Below are 17,709 nucleotides of genomic sequence, written 5' to 3' on the forward strand. Positions count from 1 at the left end.
AAAAACCCAATCTCCCGATTTTATTCCGTCTTAGTTGATCCTAATCTCTCCACACCTAACATGACTGCGGCCCCTATAAAAATGATTAAGACAGCGATGGCTAGTTGAGCGTCGATTTGGGGTATATGGTTTGTGTAGCTGAGAATCTTTACTTCGCTATTTTTGATTATTGTTTCTCCAGGGATCTTCCATGGCCAAATGATGACCAGTGAGCCAGCGACGAAGCCAGTGATGACTGACACAGCTATGTCGTGAAACCTCTTGAAGAGCCAGCTAAGGAAGTGAGAGAGTGCTATAAGACCGACGACAGCCCCCACTCCGACCGGAAGTAATATTGGGAGTGATTCTGCTAAATTCCCCTCACTTACCTTGTTGACGGAGGCAATCATGATGAGTTGGTAATTCCCCATCAAAAGAAGAACAAAGGATCCTGAGACTCCTGGAATAATCATGCTGCACATCGCAACAACACCGCAAAGCATGAGATACAAGAGGTTGGTGTTCTCACTGGCTGAAGGAGTGAATGCCAAGCAGAGCGCTATCGCTAGACCGGCAGCTAATGCAACAAACCGAGAGAGCGACCACTTCTTCACCATTTTTCCTACGGATGGGATGGATGCTACGATGAGGCCAAAAAACAAAGCTGCGACATAGATCGGGTATTTCTCGAAGCCAACTTCTAACACCTTCGCCAAAGTGAGCACACTGGTTAGTACTCCGACTCCAAGAGCTGCAAGAAACCAGAAGTCCACGTGCGCAATGAATTCCTTAACTTTGAATGAACCGAGTAACTTGATCGCTTTAAAATCAAACGATTTCAATGCGTTGATAAGTCTCTCGTAGATGCCAGTGATGAAGGCAACTGTGCCGCCTGAGACTCCAGGGACAACATTGGCTGCGCCCATGGCAAAGCCTTTTAAAAATACTCCGAATAAGTTCATAACGTGGGGATTGCATAAAAACAGCGCAGCTCATTTCGAGTCTGCGCTGTGGTAAATTTCAAGGTAAAATGTTGGATTACATTTCGAGCATCATGCGAGTCGGATTCTCAAGGCATTCTTTGATGCGGATGAGGAATGTTACTGCTTCTTTGCCGTCTACAAGGCGGTGATCGTAGCTGAGTGCTAGATACATCATCGGACGAATCTCAACCTGACCATTCACAGCAACTGGGCGTTGCTGAATAGTGTGCATCCCAAGGATGCCAGATTGTGGTGAGTTGAGGATCGGTGTGGAAAGAAGTGAACCGTAGACGCCGCCATTGGAGATAGTGAAGCTGCCACCCTGAAGGTCGGACATTTCAATTTTCCCTTCACGTGCCTTCGTAGCGTAATTGAGAATGTCCTTCTCAATAGTGGCGAAGCCTTTCTTGTCGCAATCGCGGAGAACTGGAACAACGAGACCTTTATCCGTTCCAATTGCGCAGCCGATATCGATGAAGTTGTTCTGGATGACGTCCGTGCCTTCGATGCGACCATTGATGCTAGGCACATCCTTGAGTGCTTGAGAAACTGCTTTCACAAAGATGGACATGAAGCCGAGTTTGCAGCCGTGCTTCTTGACGAAGTCTTCCTGAACCTCTTTGCGGAGCTTCATAATGGCAGACATATCCACTTCATTGAAAGTAGTAAGAATAGCAGCACTTTGCTGAGCGTTAACGAGATGTGTTGCAATCTTGCGACGCAACATGGACATCTTCTTGCGCGTTGTGCGACCTTCTGTCACTGCAGCGCCAGCCTTCTCACCTGAACCAGCAGGTGCAGAGAGTGATGGCTTTATCGCAGGAGTTGCGACTGCTTTAGCTGGTGCGGCGACTGATACAGGGGCTGCTGCCTTAGCGACAGGTGCAGGTGTTGCGACTACGGCAGCGGGTGCTGCGGCTCCAACTGTGATCTTAGCGATCAATGTGCCGATACCGACTTCTTCACCTTCTGGGGTGATGATTTCGATAGCGCCAGAAACCTCAGCTTCGAGCTCAGTGGAAACTTTATCAGTCTCGAGAGTTACTAGCACATCACCTTTAGTGACGACATCACCAGTGGATACTTGCCAGTTGGCAACATTCGCGGATGTGACTGACTCACCTGCCGCAGGCACGAGCACTTCTACTACTTCACCGCCAGTGGATACTGGTGCGGCAGCGGCAGGAGCAGCAACTTCAGCCACAGGAGCTGGTGTTACTGGAGCGGCAGCAGGAGTAGATGCGCCAGCGGTATCGATCTTAGCTACCACTGTTCCGATGGCTACTTCTTCACCTTCAGGGATGAGAATTTGAATAGTACCGGATTGCTCAGACTCGAGCTCAGATGAAACCTTATCGGTCTCGATGGTCAGGAGAATGTCGCCTTTTGAGACGCTCGCACCGTCGGCAACGTGCCACTGGGCGACGTTTGCTGACGTGACTGACTCACCTGCATTTGGGATAATTACTTCGAATGACATATGTCTAGTTGGATAAAGATTTGTGAGATTTAGATGTTGAACGCCAACTCAAGGAGAGTCTTCTGTTCACGTTTGTGTACAGCCTTGGAGCCTGTAGCGGGGCTAGCAGCGCCCTTGCGCCCTGCGTAGCGGATACGAGCATCAAAGGTATCCATGAGGAGTGGGCTAATAAAGCTCCACGCACCCATGTTCTTAGGCTCTTCCTGACACCATACGTACTTAGCGGCGTTGGGGAACTGACTCGAGAGCGCTTTCACCATTTCTTCATGGTATGGGTAAAGTTGTTCAACTCGGAGAATCGCAGTCGTTTCATCACCAGTATCTTTACGGTGCTGAATGAGATCGTAGTACACCTTGCCTGAGCAGAAAACGATGCGGTCTACCTTCTCAGGATTGGTGAACACCTTGTCGTCAGGGAGGATCTCCTGGAAGCAAGTACCATCGGTAATGTCATCAATGCTTGAAACAGCTTCTGCACGTGAGAGCAGGCTCTTTGGGGTCATGATGATAAGCGGCTTGCGGAATGCGCGCTTTTTCTGACGGCGAAGCGCGTGGAAGTACTGTGCTGGCGTTGTGAAATTGCCAACCTGCATGTTATTGTCAGCACAGAGTTGGAGGAATCGTTCGAGGCGAGCGCTCGAGTGCTCAGGCCCCATTCCTTCATAGCCGTGTGGAAGTAACATCACAAGCGAACTTGGTGTCTGCCACTTGGATTCAGCGGAAGCAATGAATTGGTCGATAATAACCTGCGCTCCATTAGAGAAGTCACCGAACTGAGCTTCCCACATAGTAAGCATGTTAGGGCAACCTAACGAATAACCGTAATCGAAACCTAACACTGCAAACTCAGACAGAAAGCTGTTGTAGACACAGAACTTCGCCTGATCATTTGAAAGATTTTGTAGTGGGAAGTAGCGATCGCGTGTCTGGCTATCGTAAAAGACTGCATGACGCTGAGAAAATGTACCGCGACGGCAATCCTGACCAGAGAGTCGTACTGGGTGCCCTTCCATGAGGAGTCCACCCCAGGCTAGAGACTCAGCAAATGCCCAGTCAATTCCTTCGCCATTTCGAAGCGCTTCTGCACGGCGTGGGACAAAGCGCTTAGCGAGCGTCGGGTGAAGATTGAACTCAGCGGGCACGTTAGTAAGCGTGTTGCCGATGTGCTTGATTGTGTCGAGTGTGAGACCCGTGTTTACTGGTGCATGTGAATAGGACGCTTGAGGTTCCGCGGTGGAGCCTGTGAATTTAGAGCGATCCCCTTCCTTCTCGATAGCGCGCATTTTCTGGTAACCTTCTTCAAGTCTATTCCAAATATTGTCTTGGACCGAGTCTGCTTGGATTTGTGTTAGCTCGCCAGTCGCAACGAGTTCAGCTTTGTAGGACTGACCGAGAGTTTTGCGCTTGGCTATCTTCCCGTAGATGTGCGGCGCGGTGAATGCGGCTTGGTCAGTTTCGTTGTGACCTTGGCGACGGTAGCAGTACATATCGAGCACGATGTCGCGACCAAACTTCTGGCGGAATTCGAGGGCAAATAGTGCGGCCCAGACGAGCTCTTTTGGATCCTCGCCATTGACGTGAAGAATAGGAGCTTCGATCATTTTTGCAACATCAGTCGCGTAAGCGGATGAACGAGCGTCTTCCGGCATCGTGGTGAAACCAATTTGGTTATTCACGATGAGGTGGATAGTGCCGCCTGTACGGTAACCTGGAAGCTGTGAGAGGTTGAGAACCTCAGCAACTGAACCTTGTCCAGCAAAGGCTGCATCACCATGGATGAGTATTGGGAGAACTTGCTTGCGATCAGTCTTTACACCATCGTCACCGATGATTCGTTGGCGAGCACGAGCCTTACCTTCAGTAACAGCATTGACAGCTTCGAGGTGGGATGGGTTTGCCGCTAGGCTGAGGCGAACTTCACCGTCATCAAGTTGACGCACCTTTTCATATCCAAGGTGGTACTTAACATCGCCATCACCTGCAACGATCGCGGGTACATAGTCTGGAGTGAATTCGTAAAGAAGAGTAGTAAGCGACTTATGTAGGAAATTACGCAGAACATTGAGTCGGCCACGGTGAGCCATACCAAGTTCAATCTCTTTCACTGAGCTAATCGGGCATTTCTCAAGGATCGTATTAAGCAGAACCATTAGGCCTTCACCTCCTTCAAGTGAGAAGCGCTTCTCACCGAGGAATTTCTTGCCGATGAATGACTCGAATAACTCAGACTCAAGAATCCAACCGAGAATTTTTTCATGTGAATGATCTTGTGCGTAACGCTCTTCAAAACGATGTTCAATTTTTCGGCGAATCCAATTACGCACAACCGTATTATGAATGTGCATGAACTCAAAACCGATCTTACTAGAATAACATTCTTCTAGTCCCTGAATCATCTCGCCAAGCTTCATCTTCTGGCCTGCACGGAAAAACTGTGTGGATGCTTCACGTTGAAGATCAGCATCAGTTAGTCCAAACTGACTCAACTCAAGGCGCGGATTATGCGGTGCCTTATCATGGAGCGGGTTGATTTGAGCCTGTGTGTGACCAAGTGTACGATAGTTGTACACCAAGCTAACACACTTACCTCGGAAATTTAAGTTATGCTCATCGGATAATGGGCTTTCAGCAGGAACTGATGCAGCACCGGACTTAGCGGTGCTTACTCCATCCTTTTCTTTTACCTGGGCCGAGCCGAGCTCGAAACCTTCGAAAAATGAGGACCAGTTTTCCTCAACAGTGCGCGGGTCGTCGCACCACTGTTCATATTTTTGGTCAAGTAGGTCTGCATTGAGTCGAGCAGAGACAGATGATTTCATTTTGGTGGATGTGTGGGCTGTAAACTTGTCCGTGCGCAGCATTTAATGCTTGGTCATCACGGAAGATGACTTTACTTAGAAGTCCAGCACGCAAGAGTCAATCGCGCATCTGATATTTTCGTCGCAAATTTGACTATATACTCATTATTTATATTAATTCGCCTCATTATGATCGAAGTTCAAAACCTCACGAAACGCTACGGCCGCTTTACAGCAGTTAATAATTTAAGCTTCGAAGTGGGGAATGGCCAGGTTGTCGGATTCCTCGGACCTAACGGAGCGGGTAAAACTACCACGTTAAGAATGCTCACGGGCTTCCTTCCTCCCAGCTCAGGGAGAGCCAAAATCAACGGCTTCGATGTCTTTAAAGAATCCATTCAAGCACGGCGCTCAATCGGTTACATGCCTGAGAATGTGCCACTCTATGACGATGTTAGAGTTAAAGAATATTTGAGCTTCCGCGCGCACCTTAAGGGCTTGCGCGGCCGTGATGCTCGAAATCACGTAGGTGAAGCACTCGAGATGTGCGGCCTGCAGCACATGCGCCGTAGAATGATCAAGACTCTATCAAAAGGCTATCGCCAACGCGTCGGGCTCGCTGATGCACTTATAAATCAGCCCCCCTTACTTATTTTAGATGAGCCAACCAACGGCCTTGACCCCAATCAAATCCGCTCAATTCGTAAGCTCATCAAGCGCCTGGGAGAAAAACATACGATCTTAATATCCACTCACATCCTCAGTGAGGTGGAAATGGTTGCGGATCACGTTGTGATTATTGACTCAGGTCAAATCAAGGCTTCTGACACACCTGAGAATTTAATTCGCAATATGCGTGCAGCTGGACACATCGAACTTGAGGTGCGCGGTGACGCCGCGATTATTCAAGCGGCAATCGAGCGAGTCGACAACGTGAAGAAAGTTATAGCAAACCCGACAACTACCGATTGGCTCAACTTCACAATCCTCTGCGACTCAGGAACTGACTCTCGCGAAAAAGTGGCACGACTCGCCAACCAATACGGTTGGCCGGTGCGCTCATTGCACCGACATAAATCCACATTGGAAGAAGTCTTCGTGGAGCTCACACGACAAGACTAACACCTCTAATTAGGGATTAGCCTGCGTCATTTAGACTCTTTTTAAGCTCCTTAAATTCTTTAAGCAATTTCGGTAGTCGAGCAAGGGATGCGAGCTTCTTCTGCTCCTCTTTTACCGGTCGAGCAGGCATTCCCATATACATCTGGGCACCTGCAAGATTTTTGGCCGCACCAGTGCGACCTAATAAAACCGCTTGATCACCCACTTTTATGTGGCCCGCGACACCCGCCTGAGCGGCGACGGTCACATAGTTTCCTAGCTCACAACTTCCAGCTAATCCAGTCTGGGCTACGATCAAGCAATGTTTACCTGTAACAACATTATGGGCGACTTGCACTAGGTTATCCACCTTAGTCCCCTCGCCTATAATTGTTCTACCGAAGCGCGCGCGATCAATCGCAGTGTTAGCGCCGATTTCGACATCATTTTGAAGCACAACAATGCCAACCTGATCCACCTTTGTGTGGCGTCCGTCAACAAGCTCGTATCCATATCCATCAGAACCAATCACGCAACTAGGCTGTAGGATAACTCGGTCCTCTAGCTCACAAAACTCACGGACGACAACATTTGAGTGAAGGACGCATTCCTCTCCGATAACAACTCCCTCACCAATTGACACGTTGCTGTTGATCTCGGTTCCATCACCAATACGAGAACCACTCTCGACAACAGCACCAGCTTTGATCGAAACTTTATCTGCGTTAAAAACAACATCATCCGCGACCCATGCCGCAGGATGCACTCCAGCCTTAAACACCCTTTGTTTTGAAGCTAATTTTTTAACAATGAGTCCAAAAGCGAAACTCGGGTTATCAACCTCAATCGCCACTGAGCCACCAGGAAACTCATCTACTATTGAGGGGACTAAAACCACTCCAGCATTAGTCGCTAAGTAATCAGCATAATATTTCTCATTACCAAGAAATGACACGTCAGCCGCGCAGGCCTCCTTGAGTGATGCGAGACCGTTGAAGCTACTTGCGCTCCCCTCACTGACGAGCTTTCCACTCGTTAGTTCAATAATTTCTTCCAATGTTAGTTGCACGTAAATAGAATGCATGGTCTATCAAAATTGTCAGCCACAGTTTACAACCCTTGCTAATTTAGGGTGTAAAGCACCATCAATCAGGCTGAGGGTATATTCAATTATCGATGCTTCCCTAGCTATATATTGACACTCAGCATTTTTCGGCTTCAAAAATATCCCAGTAGCTGCATATTCCTCGTATGTCCGCAGTCAACTACAAGGTCGGTAACGAAAAGCTCATTAAGATACTTGAAGGAGCATCCGGCCACCTACGCCAACTCCTTGAAAAACAGGGAAGATCAGATGGAGCGCTCCGCATTGCTGTCGTTGGTGGTGGTTGCTCAGGATTACAATATAAAATGGATTTGGTCGACGGCCCACGCGATCGCGACATCCTGGTGACCAGTAATTCTGTCAATGTAGTCATTGACCCCAAAAGTGCGCTTTTTGTAGCTGGTAGTGAACTAGATTACTCAGAAGACCTCCAACAAGGTGGATTCAAAGTGACGAATCCCAACGCACAAGTTACTTGCTCATGTGGTGAAAGTTTTGCTGCTTAGTGAGTTTTGACTCGCACAGCCTCGTTCTATTTTATAAATACATTATCAATCTCATGAAACCAATTTACGTCATTCTCAGCAGCATCTCTCTCCTCACCTTAGCTTCTTGCTCTAGTTCCACCACAGTAGCGAACAACCTCAATCCGGTGATTGGTGATAAAAATTACCCTGCTGCGTATCAGTACAAAACCAGCACCACTCAGGTCATTAGCCCCTACAGGCCACACAATGTAATTGATGTGAAAGGCATGAGACCTGGACACCTCGCCAGAGACACTTCGACAGCTAAGCGAGATAAGGCCGGAAAACCAATCATCTCAACAGCAAAGATCTTCCGGATCCCTGAGCTTAAGAGCTAGTAGCACTACTAGCTAAAACCAATTTATCTGAAGCCACCTTACTCAGGTGGCTTTTTATTTGTAAAGATTTCCAGCGTTCGGTGAAGGAATTGGCTCGATACGCTTCACAAGCATCACTGGATATGTGACTCCTCCGATATGTTCGTAGCGCATCTCACCGCCTACTTTAACCCAAGTATTTGGCTCAAAAATTGGAAGGTCACCTTCAAACTCCACCGACATAGGAATAGCCTTCATGTCGGCAGCACAGCAAGTGATAAACATCCGGTAAAGCCGCATGCGATTCCCTTTAGGGTTTCGATTCGGCTCAGACCGCAGCATCGCTTCGGTCTCAAATTGTAAGCCCGTAAATACGCGCTCTAACTCAGAATCGCCAGCTGAGTAGAATAGCTCGAGTAAATTCATTTCGTAAAACCCGTCCGCAGCCTTCTGTCTAGTCGCCTCCAAGGTCTCCTTAGTGAATGGTGGGAGGTCGGCGAGAAACCGCATGGAAGCTGGATCTAGATCTTGAGCTGACTTTTTAGCAAGATGCGTATCATCCAACTTATGCTCAGTCTTAACGAGGGAGAAAATAAGCGGGAACAAGATAATTGTCAGCGCGACGATAGGATTGAGGTCTGACCCTTCATGATCATGACCACAGTCACCGCCGTGATGACAATCGGTGTGGACCCTGAAATTGATCAGATTGAAAAGACCAACTATCGAGCAAGCCAACCCGCCAATCAGTACAGTGATTTGAAAATTAGGCGCCAGATAAGCATCCAAATGCACACTCTGGTAGAAGTAGAGCATCACCCCACCCCAAGTGAGTATACAGCACGAGAATAGCACGCGTTGCACGTATTTCCACATAACTTACAACCCTCCCTTTCCGTTACCAGAGAGTTGATTGCTCAAACTCTGACTCCATAAAAATAGTGCATCCCACTCAGCCCACGCGATACAGACCCCTCCAACTGCCACAAAAAGGAAGATGCAGAAGACGAACAAGAACTTCCCACGCATTACTGTCTGATAGAGAAAGAGCAACTTCACATCAAGCATTGGGCCGAATACCATAAATGCCATTTTTGATGCGTAGTTAAATGACCCAAGAGATGCAGCCAGGAAGGCGTCTGAGGTACTACACACACTCAACACAAAGGCCAACACCATCAGTAGTGCAGTTCCCTTAAAGGGATCTGAAGCATACGCTGAAATGCTATCGTGATAATCAACCTGTAGAATATTGAACATCGCTGTCAGGCAAACTCCAATCGTAAAATACACCGCGACATCTACGAAGTCTTTCATCCCAGAGCGCATAGCAGCCACGACTCTATGCGACGATTCTTCAGGCTTCGGCGCGTGCACATGGGAATGTTCTTCTCCGTGATGTGACGAACAGCATTCAGAGGTGTGTTCGTGGTGCGCGTGTGAGCAGGAGCTTTCTGAAGGCTTCAAGGCTTTCACTTTTTCTAGCAGAGACTTACGTATTACCTTCTCTACTGGGACGAGCATCAGCACGAAACCAACAACAACTGCGATCAAATACCCTATCCCGATCCGAGATAAAGTGATGTACAGAGCTTGCTGCTCATTGAATGCGCTCCAGGTGCTTAAGATTGTGATTGGATTCACGATGGGGGCGGCAAGCATGTAGGTGAAGGCACACGAAACGGGGAGACCTTTAGCCACCAACCTCCGAATCACCGGAACGACGGCGCATTCACACACGGGCAACACCAAGCCGAGTAGACCACAGAGTAAAACAGCGGGCACCTTACGCTTCGGCAAGAAGCGCTCAAACACCCCAGACGGCATGTAAATATCGATGAACCCACTCACCATCGTCCCCAATAAAATGAAAGGTGCACCTTCGATCAGAAGGCTTAGAAAGAAATAGGCAAACGTGCTTTGAGAAAAGGATTCCATAAAAAAGTGCTCACAAGAACTAGGGAGATAATCCCCATCCGTCAACTCACCGAAAGGAAATTCCTAGTAAAATTAACACCTCCCAACTTTTAGAGCCAATTACTGATTGCTTCTGCTAAATATTCAACCCACATTGCAGCTCACATGTCGACGCAAGCACCTAGTAAATGGACTCCAAAAAATGGCCCTGAACTGCAGAAAGGACCACAGAAAAGTGACGAGGAAGATTTCGCCCAGCGATCGCTCCCCAATGCTCTAGGGCCTGAGAAATCTTTGCTCTCCTCGATGCTTCAGGACCCATCTGAATATGTGATGCGCTCCGAGGAACTAGGCCTTACTCCCGAGCACTTCTACCACCCGTCACACCAGACACTCTATCGAGTTATCAAAGACCTTTCCGAAGGCAGCACTGCAGTCGAGCTCGTCTCACTCACGCAGCTCCTAATGGATCGCGGAGTTCTAGAAAGTATTGGCGGCCCCTCTGCGTTGACCGAAATTTACACTTACGCCCCAACTGCGGCACATTTCGATCACCACCTCACCATAGTTAAGGATAAATACATCCTACGAAACATCATTTCATCCTGCACCGAGGCCATCACGCGCTCGTTCGAGGATCAAGAGGAGGTCGCCGGCCTACTCGACGAGGTGGAACAAAAGATTTTTTCGATTCGCGAAGGTGCTGATATAGAGCAAGCTCCAACGGTCAAAGAAGACGTCCGAAAAGTAATCGAGAGTTTTGAGAAGTTCCTTGCGGGCGGTGGTGCCCCAATGGGACTCAAATCCGGCTACAAGCAACTCGACACAATGTGTAATGGCTTGAAAGCGGGTGAGATGTTTGTCATCGCAGCCCGTCCTTCCATGGGTAAGACGTCGTTCGTGATGAACATCCTTGAGCACGTCTGTCTCGATGCCAAGCTTCCCTCCATGTTCTTCTCCTGTGAGATGACCTCTGAGCAAATTGTACAACGTCTTCTCTTTGCGCGTGCCCGTTACGCTATCACCAACCTGCGTAATGGCTTCATCCCCACTAAAGCCGAATTAGTAAAGATCAAGAATGCAGCTCAGGAGATAGCCGAGTCAAAGCTCTTCATCGACGACACGGCGGGCATTTCAATTTCCGAACTGCGAGCCAAAGCTAGGCGCAAGAAAAAGGAAGAAGACATTCAGATAATCGCTGTTGATTACCTTCAGCTCATGAGATCGACCTCAAAGCAGGCTCAAAACTCACGTGAACGTGAAATTGCTGAGATATCATCCGGACTCAAAGCGTTAGCCAAAGAGCTCAGTATTCCAGTCATCGTGCTAGCGCAGCTCAACCGTGGCCCTGAAAGCCGTACCGGCGGAGCCCCACGTATGTCTGACCTTCGTGAGTCTGGGTCTATCGAGCAGGACGCTGATATGGTGGGACTGCTCTTCCGTACCGCTTACTATGCGGACAGCCAAGAAGAGCGTGACGAAAAGGACGGTGAAGCCGAACTCAACCTAGCAAAAAATCGTAACGGGCCCACAGGCTCCATCCCCCTCACCTTCATTAAGGAACTCATGCGCTTCGAAAATAGCTCGAAGGAAATGGAGCCAGGTTAGTGATCCTCCTGTCTCCACGGGTGGAGGATTTGATGCTTGCCGTGAAAGTCCTCTAGGTAATAGGCGCTAGCTGCTACAGCGGCGATGTACATGGCAGGCAGAACGATCAAAGCCAAACCAAAGGTAGCTAAAGAAAGCCATGCCGTGATGAATAGCGTCAGCACGTTTCCGCCGATGAGAATTCCCAAGCCGGACACATAGTGATGTTTGTAAAGGTGGCCAACGCCTGGGATGACGCTAAGAATTGCTGCGATCTTATTCCTATCCGCATGCGACCACGCATCGTTGATTTCCTGAAGTGTGTTCATATGTATATGTTGTTTATGTTCAACAAGTAATATAACACACCTCCAGCTCTCAATCGAGAGTAATCTACCTAGACCTAGACCTAGTCGTAGACATTATTGTATTTATCGGACTCACCTAACTCAGTGTACTCTTTGTCCGATTGATCGATCTGACTCACCTTCTCAAAGATAATTACAGCAAATTGATCTTTCGTTTGCCCCCCCTCTTTTGGATAGTCGAGCTTCCATCTTTCCACTTCCTTCCAGTCTTGGCTTTCATGGAAAGAGCTATATTTGAGGCGGTTTTCGTGATCGCAATAGAGCCGATCCCATAGGAAGACTGTGCCGACTGGCATCGTATGCAACGGCGCGTTCTCTATCCTCTCACGCTGCTTAGTGGCGAGTGTGCCTTGGGTGAAATTGTGAGTCACGTGTTTGGCTAGAATGAGCGTACCCTCAGGATAGTTGTTTGATGCCCAGAGTGAAGCCTCAGTGAGCTTATTGTTCATCTCCCCTTTCCGCATAGGTCTTGCTGTGATGCCAAAAACGGGCTTTCCATCCCCGTTGTAGATGACAGCCCAGTTTTGGTGACGAGCTTGATGATGGGTCATGTTGAAGCCTTCAAAAACAACAAGTGCGGGTAAGATCAAACTGAGACAATTCCGCCAACGCACGTCGCCCTTCCCCACAATGAGAGACAAACCCTCAGCAGCCAAGAGCGCAATGAAGGGTGCCATAGGCATCAGAAAGAGGTAGTAACCACCAGAGGCAAATGCCCCCTGCCAGTATATCAGAGAGTGGAGGATAAAGTAGAGCGGGTAAGTTGCCAGAAGGAGGCTCCAGTCGCCAAGTCTAGTGCGAATGTTAAACATGCCTCCAATCGAGAGAATGAAACAAAAAGCGCCAACACCGCTAGCCAGCAAAGGGACGTAATGATAGATCGTCCCGCTTCCATACATGGTGGTCGGCTCCGATTCAAAGTACACCGAGAATGGGAAAGTTCCGTTGAAGCACAATGCTGCTAGATTGTACAATATAATAGCAGAGACAGTGCTGAGCCCATAAAGCGCATCGCAACCAAGCTTAGGTAGCGTACTCAAGGCCTTAACTTTCCTTCTAAGAACTAAGATGCACTGCTGACCAAATCCCCCCTCGCTAAAGGTCAACCAAATCCCCCAAGCTGCGGTAAGCAAGATGCCCTCATGGCGGATCAATGATAAATAACCAAAGCAAAACCCCGCAAGATGCCAACGCTTTGTCAGCGCTAACCAAACTCCCAGTATCCAAAAGAGCATGAAAGGTGTCTGAGTGAGCACTGGGTAGCTCAACTCAGGGAACCATGATTGGAATATCAGCATCAAGGGCACCGTCCACAGCAGATTAACCTTCAGTATGCGACCCACTTTGAATGTCACCCACACCGACAACATGGCGAGAACCAATGTAAATATTCTAGTAGCGGTGAATCCAAACGGCGCAGCTAGACAGTGCAGTAGATTACGTCCAGGTCGCGTCCAGTGGTTGAAAATCTGATCAGAGTTCTCCCACACGCTCTTTGAAAAGAGGTAGTGGCTAATTTCGTCATCGAGAATCCAGCCAGTACTCGCAAGCAAGCGATAGAGTATCCAGGCGAGACCCACTAGGATGCTCGACCACATGAGCCAACGTTCTTGTCTTGTGAGTGGGTTCATGGCTGAATCTGGAATGGGTAAATGATCCTAGGTGTCGCTGGAGTCGTCGGAGATAACCATAGGGTTTTCATTTCGCCGAAATAGGCCGTACTTGTAAATACAATAGATTGCGCGAACTCCATCTTTCCAGCCGATATGCTTCCCTTCGACGACTGATCGCGGGTAGTAGGAAACAGCAACCTCCATAACACGTAATTTACGACGCGCAATTTTTGCGGTCACTTCCGGTTCAAAGCCAAATCGATTTTCTTCGATTGTTATATTTTGAATCACCTCACGGCGAAATGCTTTGTAGCAAGTTTCCATATCCGTCACATAGAGGTCCGTCACCATATTCGACAAGGTTGTTAGGAAGCGATTCCCCATAGTATGCCAGAATCTAAGCACCCGTCGTGGATTATTGCGCAAGTAACGCGAGCCGTAGCAAACGTCGCAGTCATTATCAATCAAAGGCTGCACAACCAATGGGAATTCGTTCGGATCGTACTCCAGATCTGCATCCTGCACGATCACAAATGGCAAAGTAGCACCTTGGAATCCAGTCCGTAGCGCGGCCCCCTTCCCCTGATTTACTTCGTGACGCAGTAAACGCACTTTTTCATTTGAGTCTGAAATCGCTTGAACAATATTCGGAGTTCGATCGCTGGAGCAGTCATCCACAACGATAATCTCCCCCACCAAGGGGACTGCAAGAACGGCGTCTATAACCTGAGCTACAGTTGCTGCTTCGTTATAGGCTGGAATGACCACAGAGAGTGGTTGATTAGTAGCTGATTGACTCATAAAAGTGTAGGTTTGGAAATCGGGATAGTTGGAATCCTTCTTTCACTAAATTATCGTGAAAATACCAAGAATTTTCTGGCAACAAAATTCACTAAGGCCGAACTGACAGCAAATGCGCTCGCGGCAATCCAGTTGGGGTAATCTAGATCAATCATCCAGTTTTTACCTAACTCGCCTCCTGTAAAGCTGACTATCGAGATGAATGTGAAAACCGCCAATTCACTCCAAAACCCAAATTTACCAGGGGTGAAGACTAACCAACGATTGGTGAAATAGGCGAAAAGATTTGCTGGAACAAAGGCTGTAAAAAGAGCCACCCGCAGATGACTCTTTCGTGCATCCAACGGTAAATCGTCTGACATGTATTCCGGCGCGTACCACTGAAACATTGCCAGCACGAGCACTAGGACTGCAGTTGAAAGAACCCCACAAACGCCGTATTTAAAAAACTGAGCCCAAAGCGGCCCTTCCTTGAGCCTAAGTTCATCGAAAATAACTTTAGGATGCAAAGGGATTTCCCCAAACACAGGAACGATGAACGATGCTGCGTATTTCCTTGGTGTAGTCATCTAGATAAAAAACGCCGCTAGCGTAATGGTTAGCGACGTTTTTGGAAATTGTCATTCGGAGGAATTAACCACCTATGGCTGTGCGGCCACAAAGCACAGCACCTTCTTCGGTGCTAAGCATCTTAGTGGTGATGTCACCCTTGAGTTCAGAACTGGACTTGAGCTCACAACGCTCGGATGTGATAGTACCCTCTACTTTACCGTAAAGTTTTACCTCACCAGCTTTGATATCACCCTTGATTCTTGCGTTTTCACCAATGGTGACTTTACCTTTATCTGAAGTGATTTCACCGTCGATCTTACCGTCGATGATCATATCGTTAGAAAACTTGATCGAACCTATGATTTCGATCCCACTCGCGAGAACATTCGTTGCATTTGCCATAACTTCGATAAATTCACCACATATTACCAACTAGAGCAATTTAATATTTGTAAATAAAAAATGACTAGGTTATTCCTCTTCGTCATTGAGCTGAAATTCAGCCCACTCAACCGCATCATTTAAGGCTGGAACAGCGTCATCTAGAAGCGAATCTAGATCAGGTTCATCGGTAGCGTAACGGAACGCAAGCAATGGTCCACCATGCTCAATCTTTGGTTCTTCTTCGTCAATGGTACTCTCACGCGCAAAGTACCAATCAAGAATGCCTTCTTTGGTATTAGGATTCCAATGAGCAATCAGTTCGATTGTAGCCATTGGGTCATCCTCACCACCTTCGCGCTGCGAATCGATATCCTCCTCATCGCAGTCAATTCCTCCCACGATTTCAAGCTGTGTACTATCTGGGTGTTCGCCGAGGAGCTCTTCAATAACTGTGTATTCCTCACTTGCTTTTTCGATGATTGTCATAAGGCATCAGACCATGCCTCATCGGCAATCAGCTGCAAGTCTGATTTTACAAAATTAGCTCGTCCCTACAAAACTCTATTGGTCTATAAAGAAGCTCAGGTTCTCCAACTCCATCGCAAGATCTACACGAGTGACAACCACGTGATCTGGCGTTTGAAGAATCGTTGGAGAAAAGTTGAGGATACCCTGCACACCGGCCTCCACCAATGTATTAGTCACTTCTTGGCCAAATTCAGCTGGGACACATAGGATAGCCATGCGTACACGGTGTTTTTTGATGAAATTAGCCAACTCGTCATCTGAATGCAAGGGCACTGGGACTCGAGTGGTATCTATACTTTCTGGGCTTTTGTCGAAGGCAGCTAACACCTCAAACCCCTCCTTCAGAAACCCTTCGTAACGAAGCAATGCCCGTCCTAGGTTTCCTGCACCAACAAGAATGACCGGCTGTAGGGCGGCACGGCCTAACACTTCACGAAAGGCTGTAAGGAGCACCTCAACTGGATAGCCTAGACCGCGTGTGCCAAATTGGCCAAAATAGCCTAAATCCTTACGTAGCTGAGCAGGCTTCACCCCAGCAGCGGACGCTAAGGCCGAAGAACTAACGGTCTCAATCCCCTTTTCGCTCAATCGTCTCAAGCATCGACTATAGATCGAGAGACGATAAATCGCCTTGCGCGGTATTTCTACTTTATCCACAGATTAAATATAGATGTAGTTCTGGATGCTGGCAACAGAATCCACAGTTTGAACTAGAGCGATTGTGCTATTTTATTGGTTATCTCTAGTGCTACATCTAGAGCTGCAGCTCCTTGAGTGCCAGTAACAGCCGGAGTTTCCCCTTTGGCTACACAGTCAATGAAGGATGCCAGCTCGAGCTTCAGTGGTTCATCTTTCTCAATTTCCACATCACTCTTCTTGATTTCCATACCCTCTTTCCAATACATCTCACCACTTTGCTCTTGGTAGTCGAGAGAGAGATAACAATCGCCCTGGAAAACCCGAAGCTTACGCATTTTCTCAGGTGAAATCCGGCTAGCCGTCACGTTCGCCACACAGCCATTTTCAAATCGAATACGCGCGTTTGCGATGTCTTCACGGTGAGTCAACACATTGACGCCTACCGCATCAATACTAGCTATCGGGCTTTTGACGAGGTGGAGGATGATTTCTAGATCGTGGATCATCACATCTAACACCACTCCAATATCCATGCTGCGGTTTGGGAATGGTGAGAGGCGGTGCGCTTCAATGAATTTGGGTTCGGTGAGGCGTTCTTCAAGCGAGCGCATCACTGGGTTGAAGCGCTCAATGTGTCCAATCTGGAGGATTTTATCCTTTGCGTGCGATGTCTCAATCAAAGCGCGCGCATCATCAAGGCTGTTTGCAATAGGCTTTTCCATGAGGACGTCACAACCGAGTTCCATGAGTTTACAGCCTACCTCGCGGTGCACCACTGTAGGTACGGCCACGCTCACGGCTTGAGTAAGTGCTGCTAACTCTTCTAATGAAGAAACTGCAACTCCGCCAAATTCTTCGGCAACGGCTTTAGCGCGATCAATATCCTGATCGTAAATTGCTGTTAGCTCCACATTCTCTAAAAGCGAATAAATACGGGCGTGATTACGCCCCATTGATCCAGTACCCGCTACACCTGCCTTGATTATCATGCGTGGCTTTTATGCCATCAACACACATCTGGCAAGCCGTT

The 17,709-nt window shown here is 48.1% G+C and carries 18 protein-coding genes; 4 read left to right on the forward strand and 14 right to left on the reverse strand.

Translation table 11 applies throughout. The annotated features are described in order from the left end of the window. Positions 1–20 precede the first annotated feature (20 nt). The 3 genes from BSZ32_RS16575 to BSZ32_RS16585 form a co-directional block, all read right to left on the reverse strand. Positions 21–941, reverse strand: coding sequence for a DUF368 domain-containing protein (locus tag BSZ32_RS16575; protein ID WP_240610672.1), 921 nt, complete (start codon positions 939–941; stop codon positions 21–23). A 76-nt stretch (positions 942–1,017) separates the two neighbouring features. Further along, positions 1,018–2,442, reverse strand: a complete 1,425-nt coding sequence (gene sucB, locus BSZ32_RS16580; RefSeq protein WP_105044445.1) for a dihydrolipoyllysine-residue succinyltransferase — start codon at positions 2,440–2,442, stop codon at positions 1,018–1,020. A gap of 29 nt (positions 2,443–2,471) precedes the next feature. After that, on the reverse strand, positions 2,472–5,261 hold the full coding sequence (locus BSZ32_RS16585) for a 2-oxoglutarate dehydrogenase E1 component (RefSeq protein WP_105044892.1): 2,790 nt from the start codon (positions 5,259–5,261) through the stop codon (positions 2,472–2,474). A gap of 168 nt (positions 5,262–5,429) precedes the next feature. Here BSZ32_RS16585 and BSZ32_RS16590 point away from each other — a divergent pair, with 168 nt between their 5' ends. After that, entirely contained in the window at positions 5,430–6,362 is a 933-nt protein-coding gene (locus BSZ32_RS16590) for an ABC transporter ATP-binding protein (protein ID WP_105044446.1), read from the forward strand. Between the two features lie 16 nt (positions 6,363–6,378). On the opposite strand, the gene lpxD is transcribed toward BSZ32_RS16590, so the two are convergent. Further along, positions 6,379–7,425: a UDP-3-O-(3-hydroxymyristoyl)glucosamine N-acyltransferase gene (gene lpxD, locus BSZ32_RS16595; RefSeq protein ID WP_105044447.1), complete on the reverse strand. Its 1,047-nt coding sequence runs from the start codon at positions 7,423–7,425 to the stop codon at positions 6,379–6,381. A gap of 167 nt (positions 7,426–7,592) precedes the next feature. Between lpxD and BSZ32_RS16600 the strand changes: the two genes are divergently transcribed. Further along, on the forward strand, positions 7,593–7,952 hold the full coding sequence (locus tag BSZ32_RS16600) for a HesB/IscA family protein (RefSeq protein ID WP_105044448.1): 360 nt from the start codon (positions 7,593–7,595) through the stop codon (positions 7,950–7,952). A 53-nt stretch (positions 7,953–8,005) separates the two neighbouring features. After that, on the forward strand, positions 8,006–8,311 hold the full coding sequence (locus tag BSZ32_RS16605) for a hypothetical protein (RefSeq protein WP_129589808.1): 306 nt from the start codon (positions 8,006–8,008) through the stop codon (positions 8,309–8,311). 54 nt (positions 8,312–8,365) lie between these two features. Here the strand turns inward: BSZ32_RS16605 and BSZ32_RS16610 are convergent, their stop codons facing one another. Continuing rightward, complete coding sequence (locus tag BSZ32_RS16610; protein WP_105044450.1) at positions 8,366–9,166, reverse strand: TIGR03943 family putative permease subunit; 801 nt, start codon at positions 9,164–9,166, stop codon at positions 8,366–8,368. A gap of 3 nt (positions 9,167–9,169) precedes the next feature. Further along, entirely contained in the window at positions 9,170–10,228 is a 1,059-nt protein-coding gene (locus BSZ32_RS16615) for a permease (protein ID WP_105044451.1), read from the reverse strand. A 144-nt stretch (positions 10,229–10,372) separates the two neighbouring features. Here BSZ32_RS16615 and dnaB point away from each other — a divergent pair, with 144 nt between their 5' ends. Beyond that, a complete protein-coding gene (gene dnaB / locus BSZ32_RS16620; protein ID WP_105044452.1) occupies positions 10,373–11,815 on the forward strand; it encodes a replicative DNA helicase in 1,443 nt (480 codons plus the stop codon). Here dnaB and BSZ32_RS16625 read toward each other — a convergent pair. The 8 genes from BSZ32_RS16625 to BSZ32_RS16660 all read right to left on the reverse strand — a co-directional run bounded on the left by BSZ32_RS16625 (position 11,812) and on the right by BSZ32_RS16660 (position 17,668). After that, the gene (locus BSZ32_RS16625) at positions 11,812–12,123 is read right to left on the reverse strand and encodes a hypothetical protein (RefSeq protein WP_105044453.1); all 312 of its coding nucleotides are present in this window, start codon (positions 12,121–12,123) and stop codon (positions 11,812–11,814) included. The genes dnaB and BSZ32_RS16625 overlap by 4 nt on opposite strands. Positions 12,124–12,203: 80 nt before the next feature. Continuing rightward, entirely contained in the window at positions 12,204–13,793 is a 1,590-nt protein-coding gene (locus tag BSZ32_RS16630; protein WP_129589809.1) for a hypothetical protein, read from the reverse strand. Positions 13,794–13,820: 27 nt separating this feature from the next. Further along, on the reverse strand, positions 13,821–14,576 hold the full coding sequence (locus BSZ32_RS16635; RefSeq protein ID WP_105044455.1) for a glycosyltransferase family 2 protein: 756 nt from the start codon (positions 14,574–14,576) through the stop codon (positions 13,821–13,823). Between the two features lie 50 nt (positions 14,577–14,626). Then, complete coding sequence (locus BSZ32_RS16640; RefSeq protein ID WP_165788909.1) at positions 14,627–15,103, reverse strand: GtrA family protein; 477 nt, start codon at positions 15,101–15,103, stop codon at positions 14,627–14,629. Positions 15,104–15,209: 106 nt separating this feature from the next. After that, on the reverse strand, positions 15,210–15,530 hold the full coding sequence (locus tag BSZ32_RS16645) for a bactofilin family protein (protein WP_105044457.1): 321 nt from the start codon (positions 15,528–15,530) through the stop codon (positions 15,210–15,212). Between the two features lie 69 nt (positions 15,531–15,599). Continuing rightward, positions 15,600–15,998 (reverse strand): hypothetical protein, encoded by a 399-nt coding sequence (locus BSZ32_RS16650; protein WP_105044458.1) that lies wholly within the window; start codon positions 15,996–15,998, stop codon positions 15,600–15,602. A 75-nt stretch (positions 15,999–16,073) separates the two neighbouring features. After that, the gene (locus tag BSZ32_RS16655; RefSeq protein WP_105044459.1) at positions 16,074–16,697 is read right to left on the reverse strand and encodes a redox-sensing transcriptional repressor Rex; all 624 of its coding nucleotides are present in this window, start codon (positions 16,695–16,697) and stop codon (positions 16,074–16,076) included. A gap of 53 nt (positions 16,698–16,750) precedes the next feature. After that, complete coding sequence (locus BSZ32_RS16660; RefSeq protein WP_105044460.1) at positions 16,751–17,668, reverse strand: Gfo/Idh/MocA family protein; 918 nt, start codon at positions 17,666–17,668, stop codon at positions 16,751–16,753. Positions 17,669–17,709: the final 41 nt, after the last annotated feature.

This window comes from Rubritalea profundi (assembly GCF_002954445.1).
Classification (GTDB): Bacteria; Verrucomicrobiota; Verrucomicrobiia; order Verrucomicrobiales; family Akkermansiaceae; genus Rubritalea; species Rubritalea profundi.